The organism is Salidesulfovibrio onnuriiensis (assembly GCF_008001235.1).
GTDB classification, from domain to species: domain Bacteria; phylum Desulfobacterota; class Desulfovibrionia; order Desulfovibrionales; family Desulfovibrionaceae; genus Pseudodesulfovibrio; species Pseudodesulfovibrio onnuriiensis.
The window spans coordinates 1,457,651-1,478,531 of the sequence record NZ_CP040751.1; the positions used below are offsets into that span (position 1 = coordinate 1,457,651).

The window sequence follows — 20,881 nt, forward strand, 5'->3', positions numbered from 1 at the left end:
CCTCGTCAGCATTGGTATTCTTGGGGGAGGTGTTGGAGAATCACTTCGGCCGGTCCGAACATGCGCACGCGGCCCTTTTCCATCCAGAGCACCTTGTCGGCTTCCTTGAGGTAGGGCCCGTGGTTGGTGACCATGATGATGGTCGTTCTGCCGCGAAGTTCCTCGAACATGTCGAGCATGATTTCGCGGTCCTCGAATTCGGGCCGTTCCATGACTTCGTCCAGGAGCAGGAGCGGGGCCGGACGGATCAGGGTTCGCGCCAGGCTGAGCTTCTTGAGGAAGGACAGGGGCATTTTCTTGAGCTGGTAGTCGCCGATACGGGTGTCCAGGCCGTCGGGCAGGGCGTCGATTGCGTTCAGCACCCCGGCCCGAAGGCAGGCGTCGCGCACCTCGCCGTCCGGGGCCAGGGGATTGGTCAGGCGCAGGTTCTGGGCGATGGTGCCGTAAAAGAACTGCGGGGTCTGTGGTGCGTAGCCGATGGAGCGCCGCAGGGAGATCGGGTCCATCTGGCGGAGGTTGGTGTGGTCCAGGGTGATCCTGCCCGCCTGGGGCCGGTAGAGGCCCAGGATGAGCTTGAGAATGGAGGATTTGCCCGCGCCGTCGTGACCTGCGATGGCGAGCACCTCGCCGTGGGAAACCGAGAAGCTGACGCCCAGCAGGGCCGGGTGGGCGTCGCTCATGTAGCGGATGGAAACCTGTGAGAAGGACACCTCCCCTGGAGCTGCTTGTTGAACGTCAGCAGGGACTCTGTGTGCTGCTCGATATCCAGGTTCATGAGCCTGTCCACCTGTCCTATGCTCTTACTGATGCGCTCCACCTGCAGCATGACCACGAAGCCGGAGCGCAGCGGGGCCAGGATGCGCCAGACCAGGATCATGCAGGCCACCAGCGCGCCCATGGTCATCTGCTGCGCCAGCACGTTGTGCACGGAAACCGCCATGGTGGAGACGCCCGCGCCCATGATGAAGGTGTTTGTCAGCACGTTGATCTGGGAGGCGAGTTGCGCGGCGCGGTAGGAGTTGGCCGCGCACTCGGCGGAAAGTTGGCGGTAGCGGTCCTCCCATTTCACCGGGGTGCTGGTCAGCTTGATGCCCCGCATTTTGGTCAGCATTTCCATGACCAGTTCCTGGCGAGCCGCGCCCACCTTGGCCACCTGCTCGTTGGTGCGTTTGACCAGGGGCATGTAGATTATGGCCATGACCCCGAACAGGGCGATGGCCGCCAGGGGAACGAAGACCACGGAGCCGCCCAGGACCCACATGGCCAGCACCAGCAGCAGGATGAAGGGGATATCCAGCAGGGCCACGAAGGCCTGGCCCGAAAAGAAATCCCGCACCGTGTCGAAATCCTTGATGCGCGACGCCTGCGCCCCGATGGAAGCGGACTCGGTATAAGCCGGGGGCAGGTAGAGGATGCGCCGGAATACCTCGTTTCCCACGATGTTGCCCATCCTCGCGCCGATGAAGCTGAGGATGCCCGAGCGGATCAGGCGCAGGCCGAAATCGCTTAGGATGAAGACCAGCACGCCGGTGACGATATAGGCCAGGGTCCGGTTGTTGTGGAAAAAGGGCATCTGGTCGTAGATGGTCATGACAAAGAGCGGCATGGTCAGCGCCAGGACGCTCAGGAGAAAGGAGATGAGCAGGCCGTGGCGCAGGGTTTTGGCGAACCGGTTCATGACCTTGCGGAACCAGCCTTGCTGGGGCCGGTACAGGGAGTGACCGCGCGAATCCACCTGGTCGAAGAAGAAGGCCGTGCCCGTGCGGGTGTCCGGCTGTATCTCCTGGTATGCCCTGGTGTCGGAATCAAAGGCCAGCAGGCTGGAAACGTCACTCTTGACCAGTACCAGGGCATGGCCGTCCGCATCGACGAACAGGCAGGGCAGCATACGCGGGTCCAGGGCCTGCATGTCGGTTTCCAGGGAGCGGCTGCCGAACTTGAGGTTGGCCATGACGTTCAGCAGGTCCGAAAGATCCACGTCCCCGGTCAGGTGCGGCATGGCTTCGGCGAGATGCATGTCGCTGCCCCGCCAGCCCAGCGCGTCGAGCAGGGGCGGGATGCAGGGCGCGAGTCCGCCCGGCATGACGAATGCTGATGCCGTTGCCGCCTGTTGCATCATGCCTCCAGCCGCATGTTCTCGGTCTTGCCGAGCACGAAGGTCTTGTAGTCCACCACGTTGATGTGGTTGACCCACCAGTCCAGTATGGACAGCTTCAGGCCTGAAACCATCTGGAGCCGGCCCTGTTGGAAATTATCGTAATGCTCCTCGATCATGCCCAGGAACATGCCGTGCTGTTCCAGGTGCTGGCCCAGCATGGGGCTTTTCATGGAGCGCATGATGCGTTCCTCGCGCTGGAAGTGGATGTGCGCGTAGTCAAGCAGCTGTTTGAAGATGTCGTCCCCTTTGTGCAGATTCTCGAAGGACGTGTCCCGGTTGTTCAGGGCCTGGATGATCAGGTTCAGGGCCAGGGCGTACTGGGTGAATTTGCGGTGGTCCTCGTCCACGGCGCGGATGCCGATTTTGCGCACGATGCCGGCCACATCGGGCCAGATCCGGGCGGATTGGAGCACCCATCTGGTCCAGGCCAGCTCGTTTCTGGATGTGGTTCCCTGCTGTGTCAGAAGCATTGTTCGGCCTCCATTTTCACGAGCCTGCCGTCGGCGAGCCGGTAGACGGAATCCGCCATGGTCAGGATGCGCGGATTGGCCGTGGCCATGACGATGGTGCAGTTGCCCTTGAGTTTTCCCAGAAGCCAGAGAAACAGGTTGTCGCTGTCCGTATCCATGGCGTCGTTGGCCCGGTCCAGGAGCAGGATCCTGGGCCTGATGGTCAGGGCCCGGGCCAGGCAGATGCGCTGGATCACCCCGGTGGAGAGGAATTCGTAGAGCCGGTTGCCCACCTGCGTTTCGTAGCCCAGGGGGAGTTCGGAAAGCACGTCTTCGAGCTGGAGCAGGGCGGCCGCGTCCAGGGCCGCGTCCCGGTGCGCGGGGTTGAACAGGGTCAGGTTGTCGAAGATGGTGCCGTTGAAGAGGGTTCCCTGCTGCGGGATGTATTCCATGCGTCCCTTGTAGTTGTTGTGGCAGATGTCCGCGAGGTAGCTGTCGTCGATGAAGACGTTGCCCTGGGTCGGCGGGAGCAGGCCGTAGAGCAGGTTGAGCAGGGTGGTGGTCCCTCGGCTGCCCTGGGTGTGCAGGCAGACCATTTCCCTCGGGGCGATATCCAGGTCCAGGCCGTTGATGAGCTGGGGGGATTTCTCGTCATAGCGGAAGCCCAGGTCTCGCGCCCTGATGCCTCCCTGGATTTCGTCGGGCAGGCACTGCGAGGAAATATCGGATTCCTCACGCAGGTCGGCGATGGCCTTGATCTGCTCCTGGGCGATGCGGATGTCGGCATGGCGGACCCAGAAGGTGGCCAGGCTGCGGAAGGGCTGGAAGAAGCGGCCGCTGAGCAGGGTGCAGGCCGCCAGGCTGCCGAGGGTCATGTGTCCGCCGATGGCCAGGCTGCCGCCCACGAACAGGACCCCGAACAGGATCATCTGCGAGAACATGTTGCCCAGGCTCACGGGCAGGTTGCCGATGAAGATGACGTCGTAGTCGCTCTTGGCCGCCTCGGCCTCCAAGCGTTCGTGGCGGCGGAGCATGGATTCCTCCAGGGTGACGGCCTTGATGGTGTGGATGCCGCCGAGGGCCTCCACCAGGAAGTTGTATCTGCGGTCGCTCAGCTCCTTCTGCTGCAGCCGGTTGACGCTGTAGCTCTTGCGGATGAAGGAAATGACAACAAAGAAGAGCGCCGCCATGCAGGCAAGATAGGCCGCCACCTGCCAGCCCCCCAGAAAGCCCACCACGGCCAGGAAGAGCAGGGCGAAGGGCAGGTCGAGCATGAGCAGGAAGGCCTGGCCCGCATAAAAGGTGCGCAGGGTGTTGACCGCGCGCAGGCGGTCCAGGTGCACGCCGGCTCCGTCCAGTTCGAAATCCTCGAGGTAGCAGTTGAGCCAGCGTTGCACGCAGGCGTGGCCGAGGGCGTGTTCGAACCGGGCGGACATCCAGTTGGTGATGGTGCTGCGGCAGAGCCTGAGCACGGATTCCAGCACCAGGGCGCAGAAAAAACCGATCACCAGCCAGAGCAGGGTGTTGGTGGCCTGGGTGGGGACGATGCGGTCATAGACCTGCATGAGCACGATGGGCAGGGCCAGGGCCAGGGTGTTGATGCCCATGGAGGCGAGGAAAAGATCCAGGGAACTGCCCATGAGCTGGGGCAGGCTGCGCAGGTCCCGCATGAATCCCTTTTGTTCCCGGAAGTACGATAAGTCCATTCCATCCTCGCCCGGTTCAGGTGGAGTTTAGTCCAACCATACAGGAATACACGTTTTCCGGCGATGATAATTGAAACGCCCGCTCCCACTCGGGAAAGCGGGCGTCTGGAATCGTTGCTACCAGTCGGATTGGTCCGGGAAATCCTCGGCATCCTGGTCAAAGGCTTCCAGGGTGTCGTCTCCCTGCGGGCCCCCGTCGTCCGCGTCGTCCTGCTTGCCGACTCCCTTGCCCTTGCCTTGGGCCTGGGGTTCCTCCTCGACCTGTTCCGCCCAGCCGTTGGTGTCCGTTTCTGCGGGGCCGGTCGGCGGTTCTTCGTTTTCCGTGATGTCGGTCCAGCTTCCCTGGCCTGCGGCGTCGCCTTCGTCGTCCATAAGGAAGAAGTCCGTTTCCTGGGCGTCGTCCCCAGCGTCCTCTCCTGCCCCTATGACCCGTTCGTCATAGTGTGGCTGGTCCTCGGTGACGCCCGGAGGGGCTTCGTCCAGTCCGTTCCCGATGCCCATGTTTCCCTTGGGACCGCCCTGGTCGGCGCTGTCATCGGCGGCGGCCACGTCGTCGGTCTCCTGGTCTCCCGCCTTGCCCTGGTCCGGGCCTTCCTCGACCTGTCCCCATCGGTTGCCGGGTTGTTCCTCCGTACTCTGGGAGTTTTCTTCGGTTGTAGGTTCTACAGGCGACTCTTCGTTCTGTTCCCCAGCGTCCTCTCCTGCCCCTATGACCCGTTCGTCATAGTGTGGCTGGTCCTCGGTGACGCCCGGAGGGGCTTCGTCCAGTCCGTTCCCGATGCCCATGTTTCCCTTTGGGCCGCCCTGGTCGACGCCTTCATCGGAAGGCGGGGCATTGTCCTCGTCAGAGGGCAATGCGTCGTCCGGCTCCGGCTCGGGCTCAGGAGTGGGCGTCACTTCCGGCTCCGGCTCGGGCTCAGGAGTGGGCGTCACTTCCGGCTCCGGCTCGGGCTCAGGAGTGGGCGTCACTTCCGGCTCCGGCTCGGGCTCAGGAGTGGGCGTCACTTCCGGCTCCGGCTCGGGCTCAGGAGTGGGCGTCACTTCCGGCTCCGGCTCGGGCTCAGGAGTGGGCGTCACTTCCGGCTCCGGCTCGGGCTCAGGAGTGGGCGTCACTTCCGGCTCCGGCTCGGGCTCAGGAGTGGGCGTCACTTCCGGCTCCGGCTCGGGCTCAGGAGTGGGCGTCACTTCCGGCTCCGGCTCGGGCTCAGGAGTGGGCGTTATTGTTTGAGGTTCGGAAACAGCATCTGGCCCCTGCACGGGAGGTGCGGGACTTTCCGGTGTGGTGGCCGTTTGTTGCTGCGCTGTCGTGTCTTCGACAGCAGTTCCGGCGGGAGGCGTTGCTTCCTCCGGCGGAGCGCCTGGAGTATATGTTCGTCCCGGTGAAACGGCCTGTCCTGTTTCCGGGCCAACAGTACGGCTTGCATCCTGTGCGGTTTCGTCAGGCGTGGATTGTTCTGCTCCGGTTTTCTCTTCGGCTGTTCCCGCAGCAGAGGGGACTTCCCCCGTGGGCTGTGATTCGGAGGTAGGTTGTTGGCCGGGCCTTGGTGCGTCCGTCTCCCCTTGAGCGGCTTCCTCACGGGGTCTTCCCGTCAGGACCGTGCCCGCCAGATCGGAAGCTTCGAGTCCCTCTCCTTCGACATGCCGGACTTCGTCCTGCTCCTCTGCGGAAAGATCCCGCTCCTCTCCATCCTGGAGAACGGTCATTTCGTCGAGCTCTTGCTGTTCCTGATCGGTTTTCTTTTCGTCGGCCATGAATCTTCCTCCCCCGGTAAAGGGTTCTCACATCATCAGGCCACTGAGAGTGCATAATCAGGATCGGATGAACTGGCTGGTCCGGCAATTATTACTGATGTGGTAATTATTACTATAAGGATCTATGTTCAAAATTCAAGCAAAAGAAAAGGCCATGCATAAAAAACACGGCCTTCTTGTTTTCTGGCGGAAGCGTATAGGAGCCTGTAGTCGTGGTGTGCTGACAGCCTGCCTATCACAGCGTCATCGTTGACGATTCGTCCTGTTCTCTGTTGTTATCGTCATGGTCAGAATGACCAAAAATCGTCCGCTTTTCAAGTCCTCAGCTTATTATTGGGCGGTTTCATGTCGGAGTCTTGACATAGAGGGCCATTTCGCCTCTCATGGTGAAAACTGAATTTCATCCAAGGAGGACGACATGCCATATCCATAAGTTACACCTTTAATATGGAGGCATGTTATGCTCTTTTCTTTTTCGGCCTACCAGGACCGCACTATTTTCAGGCCAGTCGTCCGGTTCGCAAGACGGTATTTTAACGGCGTCTGCAATCTGATTTACTGGTTTCCGGTTATATGGCGCGATCGCTGCTTCGACCATCACTACCTTTTCGCCATTCTCCACCACAAACTGGCCAATATGGAGCGCTTTTTCTGGACCGAGAGTCTCGCTGCAAATGCGCACAAGTACGCTCGCCAGATTCACATTTGCACGCTTGCGCTGGATCGCATCCTCAAAGATGGCTACCTTGCTGAAAAATATGAGGATCATTTCCGCAAGTGGGGGGATTTCAGGAACCTCCGAACCGAGAAAGAGCAGGCACTGTACAGGAAGGAACTGCGTGGCCTCATGGAACGCGAGGAAATGCTGATCAAGCAGGATGTCGACTACGTGCTTCGCCTCATCGGGAAGCACGGCCGATCTTGGTGGGATTAATCTTTGACGCCATGAGGTCTCATTGCATCTCGGGAGCCCATGGCCCAAGCGCGATACAATGAAAAACACCCCTCCCAAAATTTTTGTGAGAGGGGTGTCGCTTTTCGCGATGCAGAAAAATCCAAGAGGGAGGGGTCAGAGCAAATTGGCGCGCACCTCATTTCCCTCCGCGACGGAAGCCAGCTTCCGCCTGTCGTCAGCTCGATCGAGCACATGCATTCGTCGGTGACAATTCGGACAAAGGGCGACGACATTGTGCAAAGCATCATCACCGCCTTTCGACAACCATTCAACATGGTGGACCTCGAGGTATGGCTCCCCAGTCGATTTCTGGAAAGGGGCCGGCTCCCCGCATAGGTGACAACACCCAGCCGCAATCATTTTCACCAAGGCCGCTACATGAGGATCACGTGAGTATTGCTTAGTAACCGAGCCCCTTGATCCAGGTTTGCTATTTGCGGCTTTTGCTCTTCGAAGCAGATCACCCGGCGCAAGTTTGGAAGCCTCTTTCTCCCGCCGCTCAAATTGCATCTCCAAAGCTTCATGTGGAGGTTTTACGACCTCTTCGCCACTTTCGAGCTGAACAGGAAAAACCCATACCTCTCTTTGAATCCCATCAACGTCTGGCTGTTGCTCCTGGTACGGGTCCTCCACAAGCTTGACCCGTCCTTGATATATGTACTGCTGTGGAACCAGAGCTTCAAAAAGATGGATATCAACACCGTTTGTTGACGATTCAGCAAGGGTCTTGTTCTGGGCAAAAGCGAGCTCTTGGTCTCCTCGTTGCCCCATGCCTGTATAGTGGAGGACACACTCTTCCCAACGATCATCATAAACCCCTCGGGTTTTGTCGGATACAATCACGAGGGTGTTTGTTGTAAGACTTCTGCGCATTCCCCCCTGAGGACTGCATCCAAAAATCTCGCGTATAGCCTGATTATTAATGATCTGTCCGCGGCCGAGACCAGGGTCAAACATGTAACCTCTCTTTTAGAATCGCTTCGACAGTAGGAACATCCGCTGGAGCCATGTCGTACATCTCGAATTCATGAGGACCCACCCATTCCATTTGATCGTGGTCCCGGAGCTCAAATTCACCGTCAAGATGCTTCACCCAGTAGCTGATAAGTTCAACAGTGACATGTTCATATTCATGGACATGGGTAACCACGTGTGAACCAACAGAAGTCTTCACTCCGAACTCTTCAAAAAGTTCTCGCTCGAGACATTGCTTGGGGTCCTCTCCTGGTTCTAACTTGCCTCCAGGGAACTCCCAAAGCCCACCGAGATACTTGTCTGTCCGACGAGCTATCAGAATTTTTCCGTCCAACTCAAGAACAGCAGCTGTTACTGTAACCATAACTACCTCATAATGGGTCTTTACCGTTGAAATAGACCTAGCAGGCTTGACTTCACATCCGCGCTCCTCGTTGTTGCCACTATTCGCCAGCAGCGTTGAACTCTCGGATGAGTTTCCAAACGAATTCCATCTGCTCATGTTGCAAGAACATGAAGTTGTCGTCAGCCGAATGAAGCTTGCCCAGAAATTCTTTTTTGGCGTGTAAACTCTCACGGAGCTGATCAAAACGGCCTATCTCAGGCCGGTTCCCAAGCTCTGCCTCAATATCAGCAATTTCTTTCTCGACGGTGTCAAGAAGCACCCGCTTTACTTCGTGATGGCATTCATGAGTGATGGTTAGTTCCTCAACTGGACAGAAAGGAATCATCTTCCTATTCCACACATCCCAGCGCTTACCAAGCTTACCCCACGCTTCATAAAACGAGGTATGATGGGTAGACGGTTCGGGCGCACTCATCTTTATTTTGAGCCGCTCAGGAGTTTCAGTAACCTCCTGAACGCTGACGCAACCATCATGGGTCCGAGGATCGCATCCAATTATCTTTTGCCACCAGGCATTGAGCTGATTCTCCAACACATCGGACGAAAGGTCATCACCTAAAGAGCCTAGTAGGTGAACAACAGGGATCCCCCGTTGCTTCTCTGGTATCAACCTCCAGAAAAACCAGCTTGCCGGATAACAACTGACCACCCTTCGCCTCAGATTACTGATATCACGCTTCCACTGCTTTGGATTTTCAGAAGACCGCCCACGAAAAGACAGAACTATGTAATGGGTAGGATCGCAATGCGGGCGGAGTTCATTGAGAGCTTTTTGGAGAGACAGTTGGCTTTTTTTTGTGAACCGACTTCGGGCCCTTGCCACAGGCTCTTTTGGAGTGGATTGCTCTTGCCGACTAGTCCTTTCCGGCTGCTCCCTGCTGTCATCGATAATCGACAGGTAACCGGTTGCAAGCCTTATTGTATATGTCTGCTCATGGTATGGCAGCTTGATATCCAGATCAGCCACAAATGACCTCAAAAAATTAAATAATTTCAACACGTGCCTGGGGATAGTACCATCTACCTATACCACGGGTCAATTATGGCACTGTCTAGTTGCTAACTATAAAACATCAAAAAAATGAGTACCAAATTCTGTGGGCATATCGTGGGCACCTAATGATCCATTGGGCTGCCCTCATAGTCCTTACTTTCAATTTCCCGCCGGACTCTCTGGACGGTTTTGGTGCTGACTCCAAGTATTTTCGCGATCGATGCATGGCTGGAACCATTGGCCAGCATTTCTCCTATGGCATCCCTGTTCGCAGTGGCTGGCCTCCCTTTGTACTTCCCCTCGGCTTTCGCCTTCGCGATCCCGGCCATTTGTCGTTCTCTCCGAAGGTTGGTCTCAAACTCTGCGAAAACCCCAAGCATTTGTAGGAAGCACCTTCCGGCCGAAGTGTTTGTGTCGATCTTCTGATCCAGGATGACCAGACTGGCCTTCTTTGCTTCCAATTCCTCGACGATCTGAAGCAGATCAAGGACGTTGCGGGCAAGCCGATCCAATTTTAGGACAACCAGTGTATCTCCTTCACGAATCGTCTGGAGAATCGTTTCCAGCCGAGGTCTTCCATTTCTGCTCGATGCCGAAGCCTGTTCCTCGTGGACAAGTGCTTCAGGATACTCTTTGCGGATAGCTTCAACCTGTATGGTGGGGTCTTGCTCGTGGGTGCTAACCCTAGCGTAACCGATAATCATGGGCAGACTCCTTATGGACATTTAAATCTTAGACTTTGCGTCAGTGTATGGACATAAATACAAAAGTCAACCCATAAGTCCATACTGTGTCCACTGGACAAGTGGGTATACCCGAGTGTCCAAAGGCGCAGAACGCGTTTTGATGCTTGATGAAATGTTTGGCGCAGAGGCTTTTTCTGTTGTCCGCAAGCTGAGGCCGCAACGGTTTCTTTATCTTAATGCGATGTTCGTAAATTATTTTCTATACTATATTGAAAAGTTTTGTTTGAGCGTGTATTGGATACAGGTCTGCAATTAAAGTAGGAGGTATAATTGAAACCTTATTCGGTCTCGCTCGAAGTATCCGGACGAACAGCGATGTTCACGCGTCCAGATACAGGATCGTCTCCCGTGTCCTATCCAGTCCCGACTTACTCAGCGGTCAAAGGTATTTTCGAGACGATTCTGATGTTGAGGCAGGCATCGGTTGTGCCCACTAAGGTGGAAATTTGCGCGCCGGTTGCCTTTCATTCGTACACCACCAACTATCTCGGTCCTGCAAGGCAGTCTGGTAAGAATGGTGCACTTCAGATTCCAGCCACCGTTTTGACGGATGTTCGGTACCGATTATACGCCCGAGCTTATCATGATGATCGGCCACTACCGTACAGCAAAAACGGTAAAGAGGGTGGAAGTCGATGCAGCCATGGCGGTCATGCATACCGAGACATTTTCAACAGACGAATCGATTCGGGGCAAAGCTTCAGAGTTCCATTTCTGGGGTGGAAGGAGTTCACTGTGGACTACTTTGGGCCTTTTCGAAATGGAACAACGGTTCAGGATGACATTAATCTTTTTATCCCGAGCTTATTCAAGTCGTTTTGCAAAGATGGACGAGGCAAGGCAACACAGTGGAAGCCTGTCTTTATGAACAATGTGGAGATACGAGGAGGGGTACTGCATTATGTTTGAATTTTTCCAAACTGCGGATGCCCTTGAAAAAGCCGGAATCAATGTTCGGCAGCGCGACGCTTCATTGAAGCCCTGCCCCAATAAGCCCCGGGTAATTGTTTACCTCAATGAAGATGGGGCACCCGTTGGTTTTGATCTGGCTGAGCGCCCGGGGAATGGAAATGCGATGATAGAGCGCTGGGCTCCAGACAACCACAAGGCGTTTCCAACATTTGCTGTTGACCCTGTTTTCGTAGCTGAGAGTGCACACCTGAGCTCTCTAAAAAAGGTATTCAAAGACAATGACACATCATCAAAGGTGATTCGAGGTGCTGTCAATGGACTGAAAGAGTCTGCGGTACCCGCCTGGAGTGAAAGGCTGGCTAAAAAGCTCAACCGTCAATTCACAATGGGTGAAAGCCTATTGGAGTCGGCGAGTGCGTTGTCCGAAGAGGCCGCTCCATTTATTGAGCTGGTTAGAAGAGCTGCGTTGATCGATTATTATCAATTTCAACAATTTCTATGCGAGTCGATAATGTCAGGATTGGCGGAGTTCCCTCTCGGTTGGAGGTATCATGTTGATGCGTGTTTTGGGCAAACCGATAAAAGTGTGACACCAAATACGTTGTTGGTGTCCTTGGAGCTGGATGACTGGCATGTCTATGCTTATCCAGCAAACAGCCCGGCGATGTTTGACATCCTCAACGATGGAATTCTTGGAGCATCTGCATCACAAACTGGTGAGGTCGATGCATTTGGCTTACCCCTTGAAGGATATGAAGCTCCAATGCCCAAGATCCTGCTTCCCAAATCAGGCGAAAAGCCTATGCGGTCTATGTTTTCGGATGTTCCCGCAAACTTCAGATACCACAGGGCTGGGGCTGATTCATTCCCAGTTGGTAGCCAATCTCGTCTGCGTATGCTCGCCGCAGCGAAATGGATAACAGCACCGGAGAGGGAGGGTAGAACCTGGGCATTTTTGACTCAGAAGATCAAAGTAGGTCGAAGCGAAATTCAGCCGACGATCGTTGTCATCGCGCCACAGGATATGCCCGAAGTACCTCCTGCATTCGGGGCCTTATTTGCTCCCCTTTCAGAAAGGGCCAAGGAAGTGGCCGAAGTTACCAAGTATGGGGAAGTCGCAAAAATTGTGGCCGATGCGATTAGTGGGGCCTGGCAGGGTGATTTGAGTGTGCCAATCAATGTCTCGGTCATTACATCTTATGACAAAGGGCGTTACAAACTGCTGATGAGCGAGAGTTACACCGCTGAACACATGCTTGAATCTGCGAGGCGATGGAATGAAGGGTGTGCCAACATACCTTTGCTTCGCTATCGGGTACAGGCCAAGAAAAAGGCCTATTCAATCTCCCCTGTCACGCCCGCTCCTTCCGAGATCATATCCTTGCTCTCCAACGTGTGGCTTCGGTCTGGAACCGAAGTCCGGGCCACGCGTCAAGTAGCGCAGGAGCTTCCAGCTCTTCTGCTTCTCGCTTCTGGACAACAGGAGCACGATATCGCTGTGGCTTTGTTGACCAAGCATGTGTCGGATCAGGAGGCTGTTCTTATCGCACTGGGGCCAACCCTGTTGCGGAATAGGGAGTTAGTGCTGCCGACAAGCGACAGGAATGCCTACCATCATCTAGAAATTCTACCGTCCATCCTCGGCTTGTTGCTGCTGAAGGCGGGGCGAAAAATGGAGGAATACATGCAGGATTCTTATTTCCTTGTTGGTCGCCTGATGAGTTTGGCTGATACTTTACATGAGCAGTACTGCAAAGGGGTTCGTGGAGGTGATTTGCCATCTTCATTGCTGGGCAATTCCCTCATGCGTGTTGCTTTGGCCAACCCTGTTGACGCGTTTGATCAACTCGCTGATCGAATTCTTGTTTATCACTCTTGGGCGCGGACAAATAGAAGTGAGGAGAGTCGATTGGCCAAATGGACTTTGGGACTTTTTAGTGAGGTGAGTGAGGCCCTGAAGCAGAAAGGCGTTCCAGATATGGTCAACTCAACCGGCAAGGCTGAGATGCTTCTCGGCTATCTGGCCGGTTTTCCCCGGAAGAACAATAATTCCACCGACACCAACGCATAGGAGCATGCAATGAGCACAGACAAATACCTGAATAAGATTACGGGTCTCCTTTTGATTGAAGCTGTTAACAGCAATCCCAATGGTGATCCGGATCGAGAAAGCGACCCTCGTCATCGTCCCAACGGAATTGGTGAAATTAGCCCTGTATCATTCAAGGCGAAGGTTCGTGGACTTGTGGGGGATAAAGAGGGGCCGGTTTGGGGCGAGTTCAGCCACAGAAATGGATTGGCAGCTGATAATTTTGAGATACTGGAAAGCAAGGGGAGGAGCATTGGCGAACTTCGTCGTTTGTCTACTGATGATTTGCTTTCGCGGTTCTGGGATGTCCGTATTTTTGGCACTTCGTTGCTGGAGAAGGAAAAGGGGGAGACCGAGAAGGACGGCGAAACCTATCAGCAGCACATTCATACAGGAGCCCTACAGTTCGGGACTGGACTTAGCCTTGATCCGGTGAAAATCATTCGGAATACGACGACTATCAAACGTGGCGTACAGGAAGGCAAGGATCGGGGTATGGCTCCTTTGGCCTATAGGGTTGTGGAGTATGGTCTTTATGCAATGCCGTTTTTTTTGAACCCCACGGTTGCAGGGCGGACCTTGTGCACTGACGAGGACATTCAACTCCTGCTTGACGTTATCCCTTACGCATACTCACACACGGCCTCTTATATCCGTCCGCATGTGAACATTCGTCATGCATGGGTTGCCGAGCACAAAAATCCGTTGGGAAGCTGCCCCGATTGGAAGATTCTCGAAGCCCTGACTCCTAAGCGGACTAACCCCAAGGATGCGAATCTGCCGGCAGAGTCCATTGAAGAGTATACTGTTCCTAGCGGGCTCCCGGAGGAGATTGCTTCGAAATTGGCCGGAATCCGAGATATCGTCAACGAGTAGCGATGACGTACTACGCACATAGCGGCCGGACGGCTCAAAAGGGTCGTCCGGCAGTTTCGCCCCACCCTTATGCGGACCACGTCAGGGCTGTAATCAAGCAGGCTGTGCGCTCTGCCACGGAGATGGTGCAATATCTCAATGACGACGAACAACGCGTCTCTTTGGTAAATGCGGTTGAGCAGGCGGCTCGGTTTCACGATCTTGGAAAGCTGGGCAAGCAGAACAACGATATGTTGTCTCGGACGTATGGCGAGGACCAGCCCTCACGATTGCCTGTGAACCATGTGGATGCAGGTGTCGCGCATTTGTTGGCCGAAGAGGCCTATGATTCGGCGTTGTTGACTTGGTCGCATCATAGAGGACTTCCCGACCGTATAGCCGAGACTTGTCGCCATTTCCCGTTTCGTGATGCTGTTATCCGTGAAGAAGTTGATAGCGAGTTGACGATTTTGCTGGATCGGCATTTCAAGTGTGTCCCGAATGATGGAAGCCGTTCAGGTGGCACATTGCCATTTGCGGCAAAGGCGTCGCTGGATTGGAGGTTCGCACTTTCATGTTTGGTCGATGCCGATCATGGCGATACGGCAACACATTTTCATAGTGAACGGATACCTGAATTCCGGCCTACGCTTCGTGCGGAAGAACGCCTGGCGCGATTGGATCAGTTCATCGAGCGCTTGTCTGCCACAGCCGAACAATGTGAGAGAAATTCCGTTCGGGCCAGTATCTACCAAAGTGTTCGAAATGCTTCGGCTAACATGGGTGTCGTCGCCTGTGATAGTCCTGTGGGAACCGGAAAAACATTAAGTATTATGGGGCATCTTCTCAAAGTCGCGGCGGTCAACGGTCTTCGTCGTATATTTGTGGTTTTGCCCTTTACAAACATTATCGATCAGGCGGTGGCGGTGTATCGGGAAGCTCTTGTTCTGGAGGGCGAAGACCCCGAGCAGGTGGTGAGTGCTCACCATCACCGGGCTGAGTTTGAATCCCCCGAGTCGCGTTCCTTGGCATACTTGTGGCGAGCTCCTATTGTCGTGGTCACTGCCGTACAGTTTTTCGAAACTATGGCAGCGGCATCCACAGGGGCGCTTCGCAAGTTGCACGAGTTTCCGGGGGCAGCTGTTTTTGTGGACGAAGCACATGCGGCCATGCCTGCGGATTTGTGGCTTCCTGCCTGGGGATGGGTCCGGGCCAGTTGTGAGCGGTGGAATTGTCATTGGGTGTTGGCCTCCGGCTCCCTTACGCGTTTTTGGGAATTGCAGCCTTTTCGGAGTGTCGAGGATTTGCTCGGCATAAGCCACGTTGAGGTTCCTGAGCTTGTGTCGTCCGACGTTCGTTCAAAAGCAGTCTCTGTCGAAAAGGGGAGGGTTAGGTATGAATCCCTCCCCCAGTCGCTCGGACTTGATGATTTGGCGAATCTGGTCATGGATACTCCTGGGCCGCGTGTCGTGGTTATGAATACCGTTCGTGGTGCTGCGAAACTGGCCTTGCGCTTGTCATCCATTCTGGGGAGGGAGGCTGTTGAGCATCTTTCCACAGCACTTTGCCCAAGGGATCGGGCCTCGACTCTTGGCAGGGTGCGAGAGCGACTTGATGCCGGTGATGAGAATTGGACATTGGTCGCAACGTCGTGCGTGGAGGCTGGTGTGGATATTTCATTCCGTAACGGCTTTCGGGAACGATTCGGTCTTTGCAACCTTCTCCAGCTCGGAGGTCGAGTTTGTCGTGAAGCCAGGGCGGTAGGTATCGTTTATGACTTTGTCCTTAAGGCAGAGGAAGTCTTTCCTCATCCTGGTGCCCAGAAACCAGCCTTGGCTCTGAAGACTCTTGTTGCGCAAGGAAAGGTCGGCCCAGCGTATTGTAAAGAGGCTCTCGACATGGAGATCAAACTTAGTGGTGAAAGGGAGGAATGCTCACGAGGTTACGCAATTGCTGGATTGGATTTCAACGGTGAGTTCAAGGAAGTGCAGCGGCGGTTTCGTATCATTGATTCGGATACCAGGATGGTGGTGATCGATCGTCCCACGGTCGAGTCATTGCAGCAGGGCCGTCATGTTTCAAAGTCCACGCTTCAGGATGTCTCGGTTCAGATTTGGTCGAATCAAATTGAAAAGCTCCCTGTTCAGGACGTTGATGGGTATCCGGATCTGTATGTTTGGAACGGAGCTTACGATGAATTCCTTGGCTACCTTGCCGAGTGATGCGCGAACCTAGAGTGGGCATGGAATCGTCGGGTGGTTCGCGACAGAAAAAAGTTCATTGAAAATAGAAGAGTGGTGAGTTTGTAAGATATATGACCGCGTTGAATAGCTGGCAGAATAAGAGGTTCGCGGATGTATGTCGTTGCATCCTTGTCAACCGGGCTATCTTAAAGTGGCAGTCGCGCTCCCTGCGGGCGCGTGGTTTGAAACATTCGTGATCCTGAGGCAGATGGAGAGGTAGGTGTCGCGCTCCCTGCGGGCGCGTGGTTTGAAACCAGGTCCGGTCAAGTGGTAATCTCGGACTGCATTGTCGCGCTCCCTGCGGGCGCGTGGTTTGAAACAAGGCCAACCCCGGCAGCGCGCCAACCCCGCTTTGTCGCGCTCCCTGCGGGCGCGTGGTTTGAAACACCTGATTTTGAGACATCAGAAAATCTTGGAAAGGTCGCGCTCCCTGCGGGCGCGTGGTTTGAAACACGAGGTCATCGACCGCAAGGGCTGTTTTGAAAAGGTCGCGCTCCCTGCGGGCGCGTGGTTTGAAACTTGGTGGTCTACGCCTCCACACCGAACGAAGCCGCGTCGCGCTCCCTGCGGGCGCGTGGTTTGAAACACGATGATGTAATACGCGGCTCCGCGCTGGCCTATGTCGCGCTCCCTGCGGGCGCGTGGTTTGAAACCCGCTACTTAATGAGGAGACGCCCTTCACGCCCAGGTCGCGCTCCCTGCGGGCGCGTGGTTTGAAACGTGAACCCGGAAACCGGCACCCGCTATACATGGGGTCGCGCTCCCTGCGGGCGCGTGGTTTGAAACCGGTTGGCTTTTGCGAGTTGTGCGACACTCCTCTGTCGCGCTCCCTGCGGGCGCGTGGTTTGAAACTCAGCTTAAGGGAGTCCTCTATGCAATTGGTAAGGTCGCGCTCCCTGCGGGCGCGTGGTTTGAAACCTTCGGTGAGGACGTTGGCGGGCAGCTTATCACGCGTCGCGCTCCCTGCGGGCGCGTGGTTTGAAACCGTATCGATCCTCCAGCATCGTCCGGTACTGCTGTCGCGCTCCCTGCGGGCGCGTGGTTTGAAACGAGCAAGCTGCCAATGCTTGGTCTGGGCTTTGGTGTCGCGCTCCCTGCGGGCGCGTGGTTTGAAACCAAGTAACTACAGTTCACACAAAGCAGAGTGAGGGGTCGCGCTCCCTGCGGGCGCGTGGTTTGAAACCTCTCCGCGACACGCCGCCAGGCGGACGTCTTCGTCGCGCTCCCTGCGGGCGCGTGGTTTGAAACCATACAGGGAGATGAAGGGCAAGACGGTATCAACGTCGCGCTCCCTGCGGGCGCGTGGTTTGAAACTGGGTGCGCTGTCCTTCCTGCGGCACCTATCATGGTCGCGCTCCCTGCGGGCGCGTGGTTTGAAACTTGCGCTTCTTGGTGGAGCCGCCGCCGGTTGTACGTCGCGCTCCCTGCGGGCGCGTGGTTTGAAACCTTACCCAGTTTGCGCTGTTGTCGTCCTATCCGCAGGTCGCGCTCCCTGCGGGCGCGTGGTTTGAAACAAGGTCTACTTTAAGCAGGAATACGAGCTTGAAAGTCGCGCTCCCTGCGGGCGCGTGGTTTGAAACGCGTAAAGCCATGAGAAAGGTCTTTTGCTGGTCTCGTCGCGCTCCCTGCGGGCGCGTGGTTTGAAACTGGACAAAGCGGGCATGCGCACTCTTGGAGAGATGTCGCGCTCCCTGCGGGCGCGTGGTTTGAAACAGCCGCGACAGGATGGGAGAATGAGTCTTTCGGCAGTCGCGCTCCCTGCGGGCGCGTGGTTTGAAACTGGCGGCTCCTTAGAGCGGAGGCCAGCTAAGCCCAAGTCGCGCTCCCTGCGGGCGCGTGGTTTGAAACCAAGAATGAAGCCATCAAACTCCTGACAGAGGATGTCGCGCTCCCTGCGGGCGCGTGGTTTGAAACAAGCCCCAGATGGACGATCGGGGTAATGAAAAGGTCGCGCTCCCTGCGGGCGCGTGGTTTGAAACGTGACACCCAAGGCCGTTGCAGACGCAAAAGGTCGCGCTCCCTGCGGGCGCGTGGTTTGAAACATTCGAGGTCAAAGAACGCGCTGGACGTGTTGGGCGTCGCGCTCCTTGCGAGCGCGTGGTTTGAAACCAATACAGTATGGAAGTGTTGATTGATCCCTCTTCTTGTTATGCGAGAAGAGGGATCACCTTCCCGTTGAGTGTTTTATTGTCTGGTGAGGTGAAGCGAACGATTTGGGCGGCAGTTCTGCCGCCCTTTTATTTTGTGTACTTGGATTTTTTCAAGTGACTCAGGTCGATGTCGAAATTCACCTTCAGCATCAGTTCTTCGTACCGGATGCGTTCGCTGTACTCGTTGGCGTAGTAGTCTCCTGACATCGACTGTTGCCTCATTCCCAATGCGCTGGCGTGTCCGACCGTTTCCTCAATCATGGAGATTTCCACCCGGGCCTGTTTGGCGGCATCAATGAAGGTGTTTCTGAAGCTGTGGAAGTCTTTTTTGAATCCGGACCTCGGAGGTTGCAAATCGAGGTTTTTTTTGAATCTGTCGTTGAACCACTGAGAGACTACCTTTCCATACTTTCCCTGCCGTGGCTTGATCTCCGGGAAGACGCGGTCATTCCCTGCCCTGCGGACCCGCCTTACGAAGGCGTGAAAATTGAGTTGCTCGGTCAGAACCGGATGGAGGGGAATGGTACGAATAGCGTTGACCGTCTTCACACTTGATGATTCGTCGTCGTCATCGGGCATGACGCGGATTGCCCATATTCCTTCTTCGGGCTGGTAAACGTCCTTACAGCGTAGTTGGGCCAACTCGGATTGTCTGGCACCTGTGTAGAGGGCAAGAGGAACCATCCAGAATTGATACGGCGAGCGAAATGAATCCTTCACGTATTGCAGGGCATTGAACATCTTCCGGAGATCGTCAATGGTGTACGGCTCATGCGTGGAATGCTGCGGCTTGCCTTTTGGGAGTCTCTTGCCGTCAGCGTAATTGATCTCCATGTATCCTTGGTTGATGGCCCACTTGAAGAATCTTCCCATGATACCGATTTTGTCGTTGACGGTTCTTGCTGTCACCGTCTTCTCGTGACTCATTTGGGCGACTTCAAGAACGGGCGTTTCTGCATATAGTTTCGCGTAGTTCGGCGGCAGAGATTTCAGCACCTCGATGTAGTCTCGCAAGACTGGATGGTTGATTTCGGCAATGTTTCGGATCGAGGTGATCGCAAGAAATTCCCTGATCGTGGTGTTGTACTTGTCCCTGGTCTCGGGAGTCGTGTCGGTTGCGCCAGTAAAGGCTTCGATCAACCCCTCAATCAACACATCCTTGGACTCGGATGCCTGTTGCCGCCCTGTCGACGTGGGGGCAGCGGCATGAGTCTGTCCATCGGAGACCGCGTCCGGGAACAGCTTGTCGAGATAATCCTGTTCAGCGATGACGTCTCCTTCGGCCCGGAGTTTGCCTACGTGGGCAAATTGGACGAGAATTTTGTGCATCTGCCGAGCCAGCAGATTGTACTCCAGGGAATTCTCAGAAAGGGAGGCATGCCCGGTCATGGAGAGGAATTCGTCAACGAAATGCTTGATGCTCGCATTGTCGGATTTCCTCAATCCTTGCTGGATGGTGTCAAAGAAGAGTTCTGCATGGCTTTCGTCATTCTCGATCTCGACAGGAACCGCACGTAGGACATCATCCATATCGAGCAAATATTTTAAGTAGGTGCGAAGACTTCGCTGTAATTGCTGCATGTCCATGAATTCGCTCTCCTTTGCCTTCAGAATGATTTTTCGGGCAGCAGAGGCTAACTGCCCTGCCTTGCGTTTGGCAAGGCGTTTGCGGCCCGTTCTGAGGCTCATTTTGACAACCTTCTGGCCGATGACAGGTTGTAGTGCCTCTGGGACGAAAAAACGGAAGTGATAGGTGGTTCCATGCAGGGTCAGATAGCTGGGCATGACGTCTCGCTTTTTTTGGACGATTTCGGATCGGATCGTCCAAAAATCGTCCAAGTTTCTGTTGCGAGAACAGGATGTTATGGGCTCGGAAGTAAAAAAGGCCTGCATAACAGGCCTTTGTGGTCGAGTGGCGGAAGCGTATAGGAGTCGAACCTACCGGCGAGGGTTAGCCCGCCCACTGGGTTTGAAGCCCAGGCGCCACACCGGTGACGATACGCTTCCGAATGAGAAGTACACAGCTATCAACTTTTTTTGCTGTATACAAGGGCATTTGTATTGTTTTCGTCTATAGGAAGCGGACGGCGTAGCCGTGCCGGAAACTCCTCTTGCCGGTCTGCGGCGCTCCGGCTAGGATAGGGCGCAACCGGCTTGCTCCATTCGAAAAGACAAGGACGGACCGGTTCCGTCAATGCCAAGGAGAAGATATCATGAAACAGTGTCTGATGGCCATGCTTGTGGCCTGCGTCCTGGTGCTCGGCTTTGCCGTGGTTGCCGTCAACGCCCAATCCGGCGGCGACGTGTCCGCGGCCTGTTCCTCCTGCCATAATCTCAAGCGGGTCTGCCTCATGGTCGGCTCCAAGGACAAGGCCGGCTGGGAAAAGACCATCAACCGCATGGTGGCGAACGGCGCTTCGGTCGGAAACCCCGGAGCCATGGCCGGATATCTGGCGGGGCTCGCCCCCGGCACCGGTCCCTGCCAATAAAA

At 55.5% G+C, this 20,881-nt stretch carries 17 protein-coding genes, 1 tRNA gene, 1 pseudogene and 1 CRISPR repeat array; of the genes and pseudogenes, 8 read left to right on the top strand and 11 right to left on the bottom strand.

The genetic code is table 11. The features are described from left to right. Window positions 1-5 precede the first annotated feature (5 nt). The 5 genes from FGL65_RS06655 to FGL65_RS18200 all read right to left on the bottom strand — a co-directional run bounded on the left by FGL65_RS06655 (window position 6) and on the right by FGL65_RS18200 (window position 5,498). Window positions 6-710, bottom strand: coding sequence for an ATP-binding cassette domain-containing protein (locus FGL65_RS06655; protein WP_147820314.1), 705 nt, complete (start codon window positions 708-710; stop codon window positions 6-8). Next, window positions 677-2,119, bottom strand: coding sequence for an ABC transporter transmembrane domain-containing protein (locus FGL65_RS06660; protein WP_147820316.1), 1,443 nt, complete (start codon window positions 2,117-2,119; stop codon window positions 677-679). The genes FGL65_RS06655 and FGL65_RS06660 overlap by 34 nt, the downstream gene beginning before the upstream one ends. Beyond that, window positions 2,116-2,628: a bacteriohemerythrin gene (locus FGL65_RS06665; protein ID WP_147820318.1), complete on the bottom strand. Its 513-nt coding sequence runs from the start codon at window positions 2,626-2,628 to the stop codon at window positions 2,116-2,118. The genes FGL65_RS06660 and FGL65_RS06665 overlap by 4 nt, the downstream gene beginning before the upstream one ends. Then, window positions 2,619-4,313, bottom strand: a complete 1,695-nt coding sequence (locus FGL65_RS06670) for an ABC transporter transmembrane domain-containing protein (RefSeq protein ID WP_147820320.1) — start codon at window positions 4,311-4,313, stop codon at window positions 2,619-2,621. Before FGL65_RS06670 ends, FGL65_RS06665 begins: the two co-directional genes overlap by 10 nt. Before the next feature lie 117 nt (window positions 4,314-4,430). Then, window positions 4,431-5,498 (bottom strand): hypothetical protein, encoded by a 1,068-nt coding sequence (locus FGL65_RS18200; RefSeq protein WP_187170566.1) that lies wholly within the window; start codon window positions 5,496-5,498, stop codon window positions 4,431-4,433. 375 nt (window positions 5,499-5,873) lie between these two features. On the opposite strand from FGL65_RS18200, the gene FGL65_RS06680 reads away from it, so the two are divergent. Both FGL65_RS06680 and FGL65_RS06685 read left to right on the top strand, forming a co-directional pair. Further along, window positions 5,874-6,122 carry a hypothetical protein gene (locus tag FGL65_RS06680; protein WP_147820322.1) on the top strand — a complete coding sequence of 83 codons (249 nt, stop codon included), beginning with the start codon at window positions 5,874-5,876 and terminating at the stop codon, window positions 6,120-6,122. Window positions 6,123-6,525: 403 nt separating this feature from the next. Next, entirely contained in the window at window positions 6,526-6,999 is a 474-nt protein-coding gene (locus FGL65_RS06685) for a hypothetical protein (RefSeq protein WP_147820324.1), read from the top strand. 135 nt (window positions 7,000-7,134) lie between these two features. Here the strand turns inward: FGL65_RS06685 and FGL65_RS06690 are convergent, their stop codons facing one another. From FGL65_RS06690 to FGL65_RS06705, 4 genes are all read right to left on the bottom strand, one after another. Next, window positions 7,135-7,977, bottom strand: a complete 843-nt coding sequence (locus FGL65_RS06690) for an HNH endonuclease (RefSeq protein WP_147820327.1) — start codon at window positions 7,975-7,977, stop codon at window positions 7,135-7,137. Continuing rightward, window positions 7,970-8,359, bottom strand: a complete 390-nt coding sequence (locus FGL65_RS06695) for a (deoxy)nucleoside triphosphate pyrophosphohydrolase (RefSeq protein ID WP_147820329.1) — start codon at window positions 8,357-8,359, stop codon at window positions 7,970-7,972. Before FGL65_RS06695 ends, FGL65_RS06690 begins: the two co-directional genes overlap by 8 nt. Before the next feature lie 79 nt (window positions 8,360-8,438). Further along, window positions 8,439-9,368 (bottom strand): hypothetical protein, encoded by a 930-nt coding sequence (locus tag FGL65_RS06700; protein WP_147820331.1) that lies wholly within the window; start codon window positions 9,366-9,368, stop codon window positions 8,439-8,441. A gap of 149 nt (window positions 9,369-9,517) precedes the next feature. Continuing rightward, entirely contained in the window at window positions 9,518-10,099 is a 582-nt protein-coding gene (locus FGL65_RS06705; protein WP_222705803.1) for a recombinase family protein, read from the bottom strand. A 312-nt stretch (window positions 10,100-10,411) separates the two neighbouring features. Between FGL65_RS06705 and cas5 the strand changes: the two are divergent. From cas5 to FGL65_RS06725, 5 genes and pseudogenes are all read left to right on the top strand, one after another. Further along, a pseudogene (gene cas5 / locus FGL65_RS18750) lies at window positions 10,412-10,705 on the top strand (CRISPR-associated protein Cas5); the annotation flags it as partial. A gap of 19 nt (window positions 10,706-10,724) precedes the next feature. Continuing rightward, a complete protein-coding gene (locus tag FGL65_RS18500) occupies window positions 10,725-11,009 on the top strand; it encodes a hypothetical protein (RefSeq protein ID WP_250645592.1) in 285 nt (94 codons plus the stop codon). A gap of 33 nt (window positions 11,010-11,042) precedes the next feature. Next, complete coding sequence (locus FGL65_RS06715) at window positions 11,043-13,124, top strand: hypothetical protein (protein WP_147820335.1); 2,082 nt, start codon at window positions 11,043-11,045, stop codon at window positions 13,122-13,124. 9 nt (window positions 13,125-13,133) lie between these two features. Further along, window positions 13,134-14,018, top strand: coding sequence for a type I CRISPR-associated protein Cas7 (locus tag FGL65_RS06720; protein WP_147820337.1), 885 nt, complete (start codon window positions 13,134-13,136; stop codon window positions 14,016-14,018). 2 nt (window positions 14,019-14,020) lie between these two features. Then, entirely contained in the window at window positions 14,021-16,219 is a 2,199-nt protein-coding gene (locus tag FGL65_RS06725) for a CRISPR-associated helicase/endonuclease Cas3 (RefSeq protein ID WP_147820339.1), read from the top strand. A 178-nt stretch (window positions 16,220-16,397) separates the two neighbouring features. Beyond that, a CRISPR array of direct repeats spans window positions 16,398-18,349; the repeat unit is 32 nt; unit sequence GTCGCGCTCCCTGCGGGCGCGTGGTTTGAAAC. Window positions 18,350-18,477: 128 nt separating this feature from the next. Here FGL65_RS06725 and FGL65_RS06730 read toward each other — a convergent pair. After that, entirely contained in the window at window positions 18,478-20,175 is a 1,698-nt protein-coding gene (locus FGL65_RS06730) for a DUF6538 domain-containing protein (protein WP_187170567.1), read from the bottom strand. Between the two features lie 128 nt (window positions 20,176-20,303). Continuing rightward, a tRNA-Sec gene (locus tag FGL65_RS06735) sits at window positions 20,304-20,397 on the bottom strand. 206 nt (window positions 20,398-20,603) lie between these two features. Between FGL65_RS06735 and FGL65_RS06740 the strand changes: the two genes are divergently transcribed. Continuing rightward, window positions 20,604-20,879, top strand: coding sequence for a hypothetical protein (locus FGL65_RS06740; RefSeq protein WP_147820343.1), 276 nt, complete (start codon window positions 20,604-20,606; stop codon window positions 20,877-20,879). Window positions 20,880-20,881: the final 2 nt, after the last annotated feature.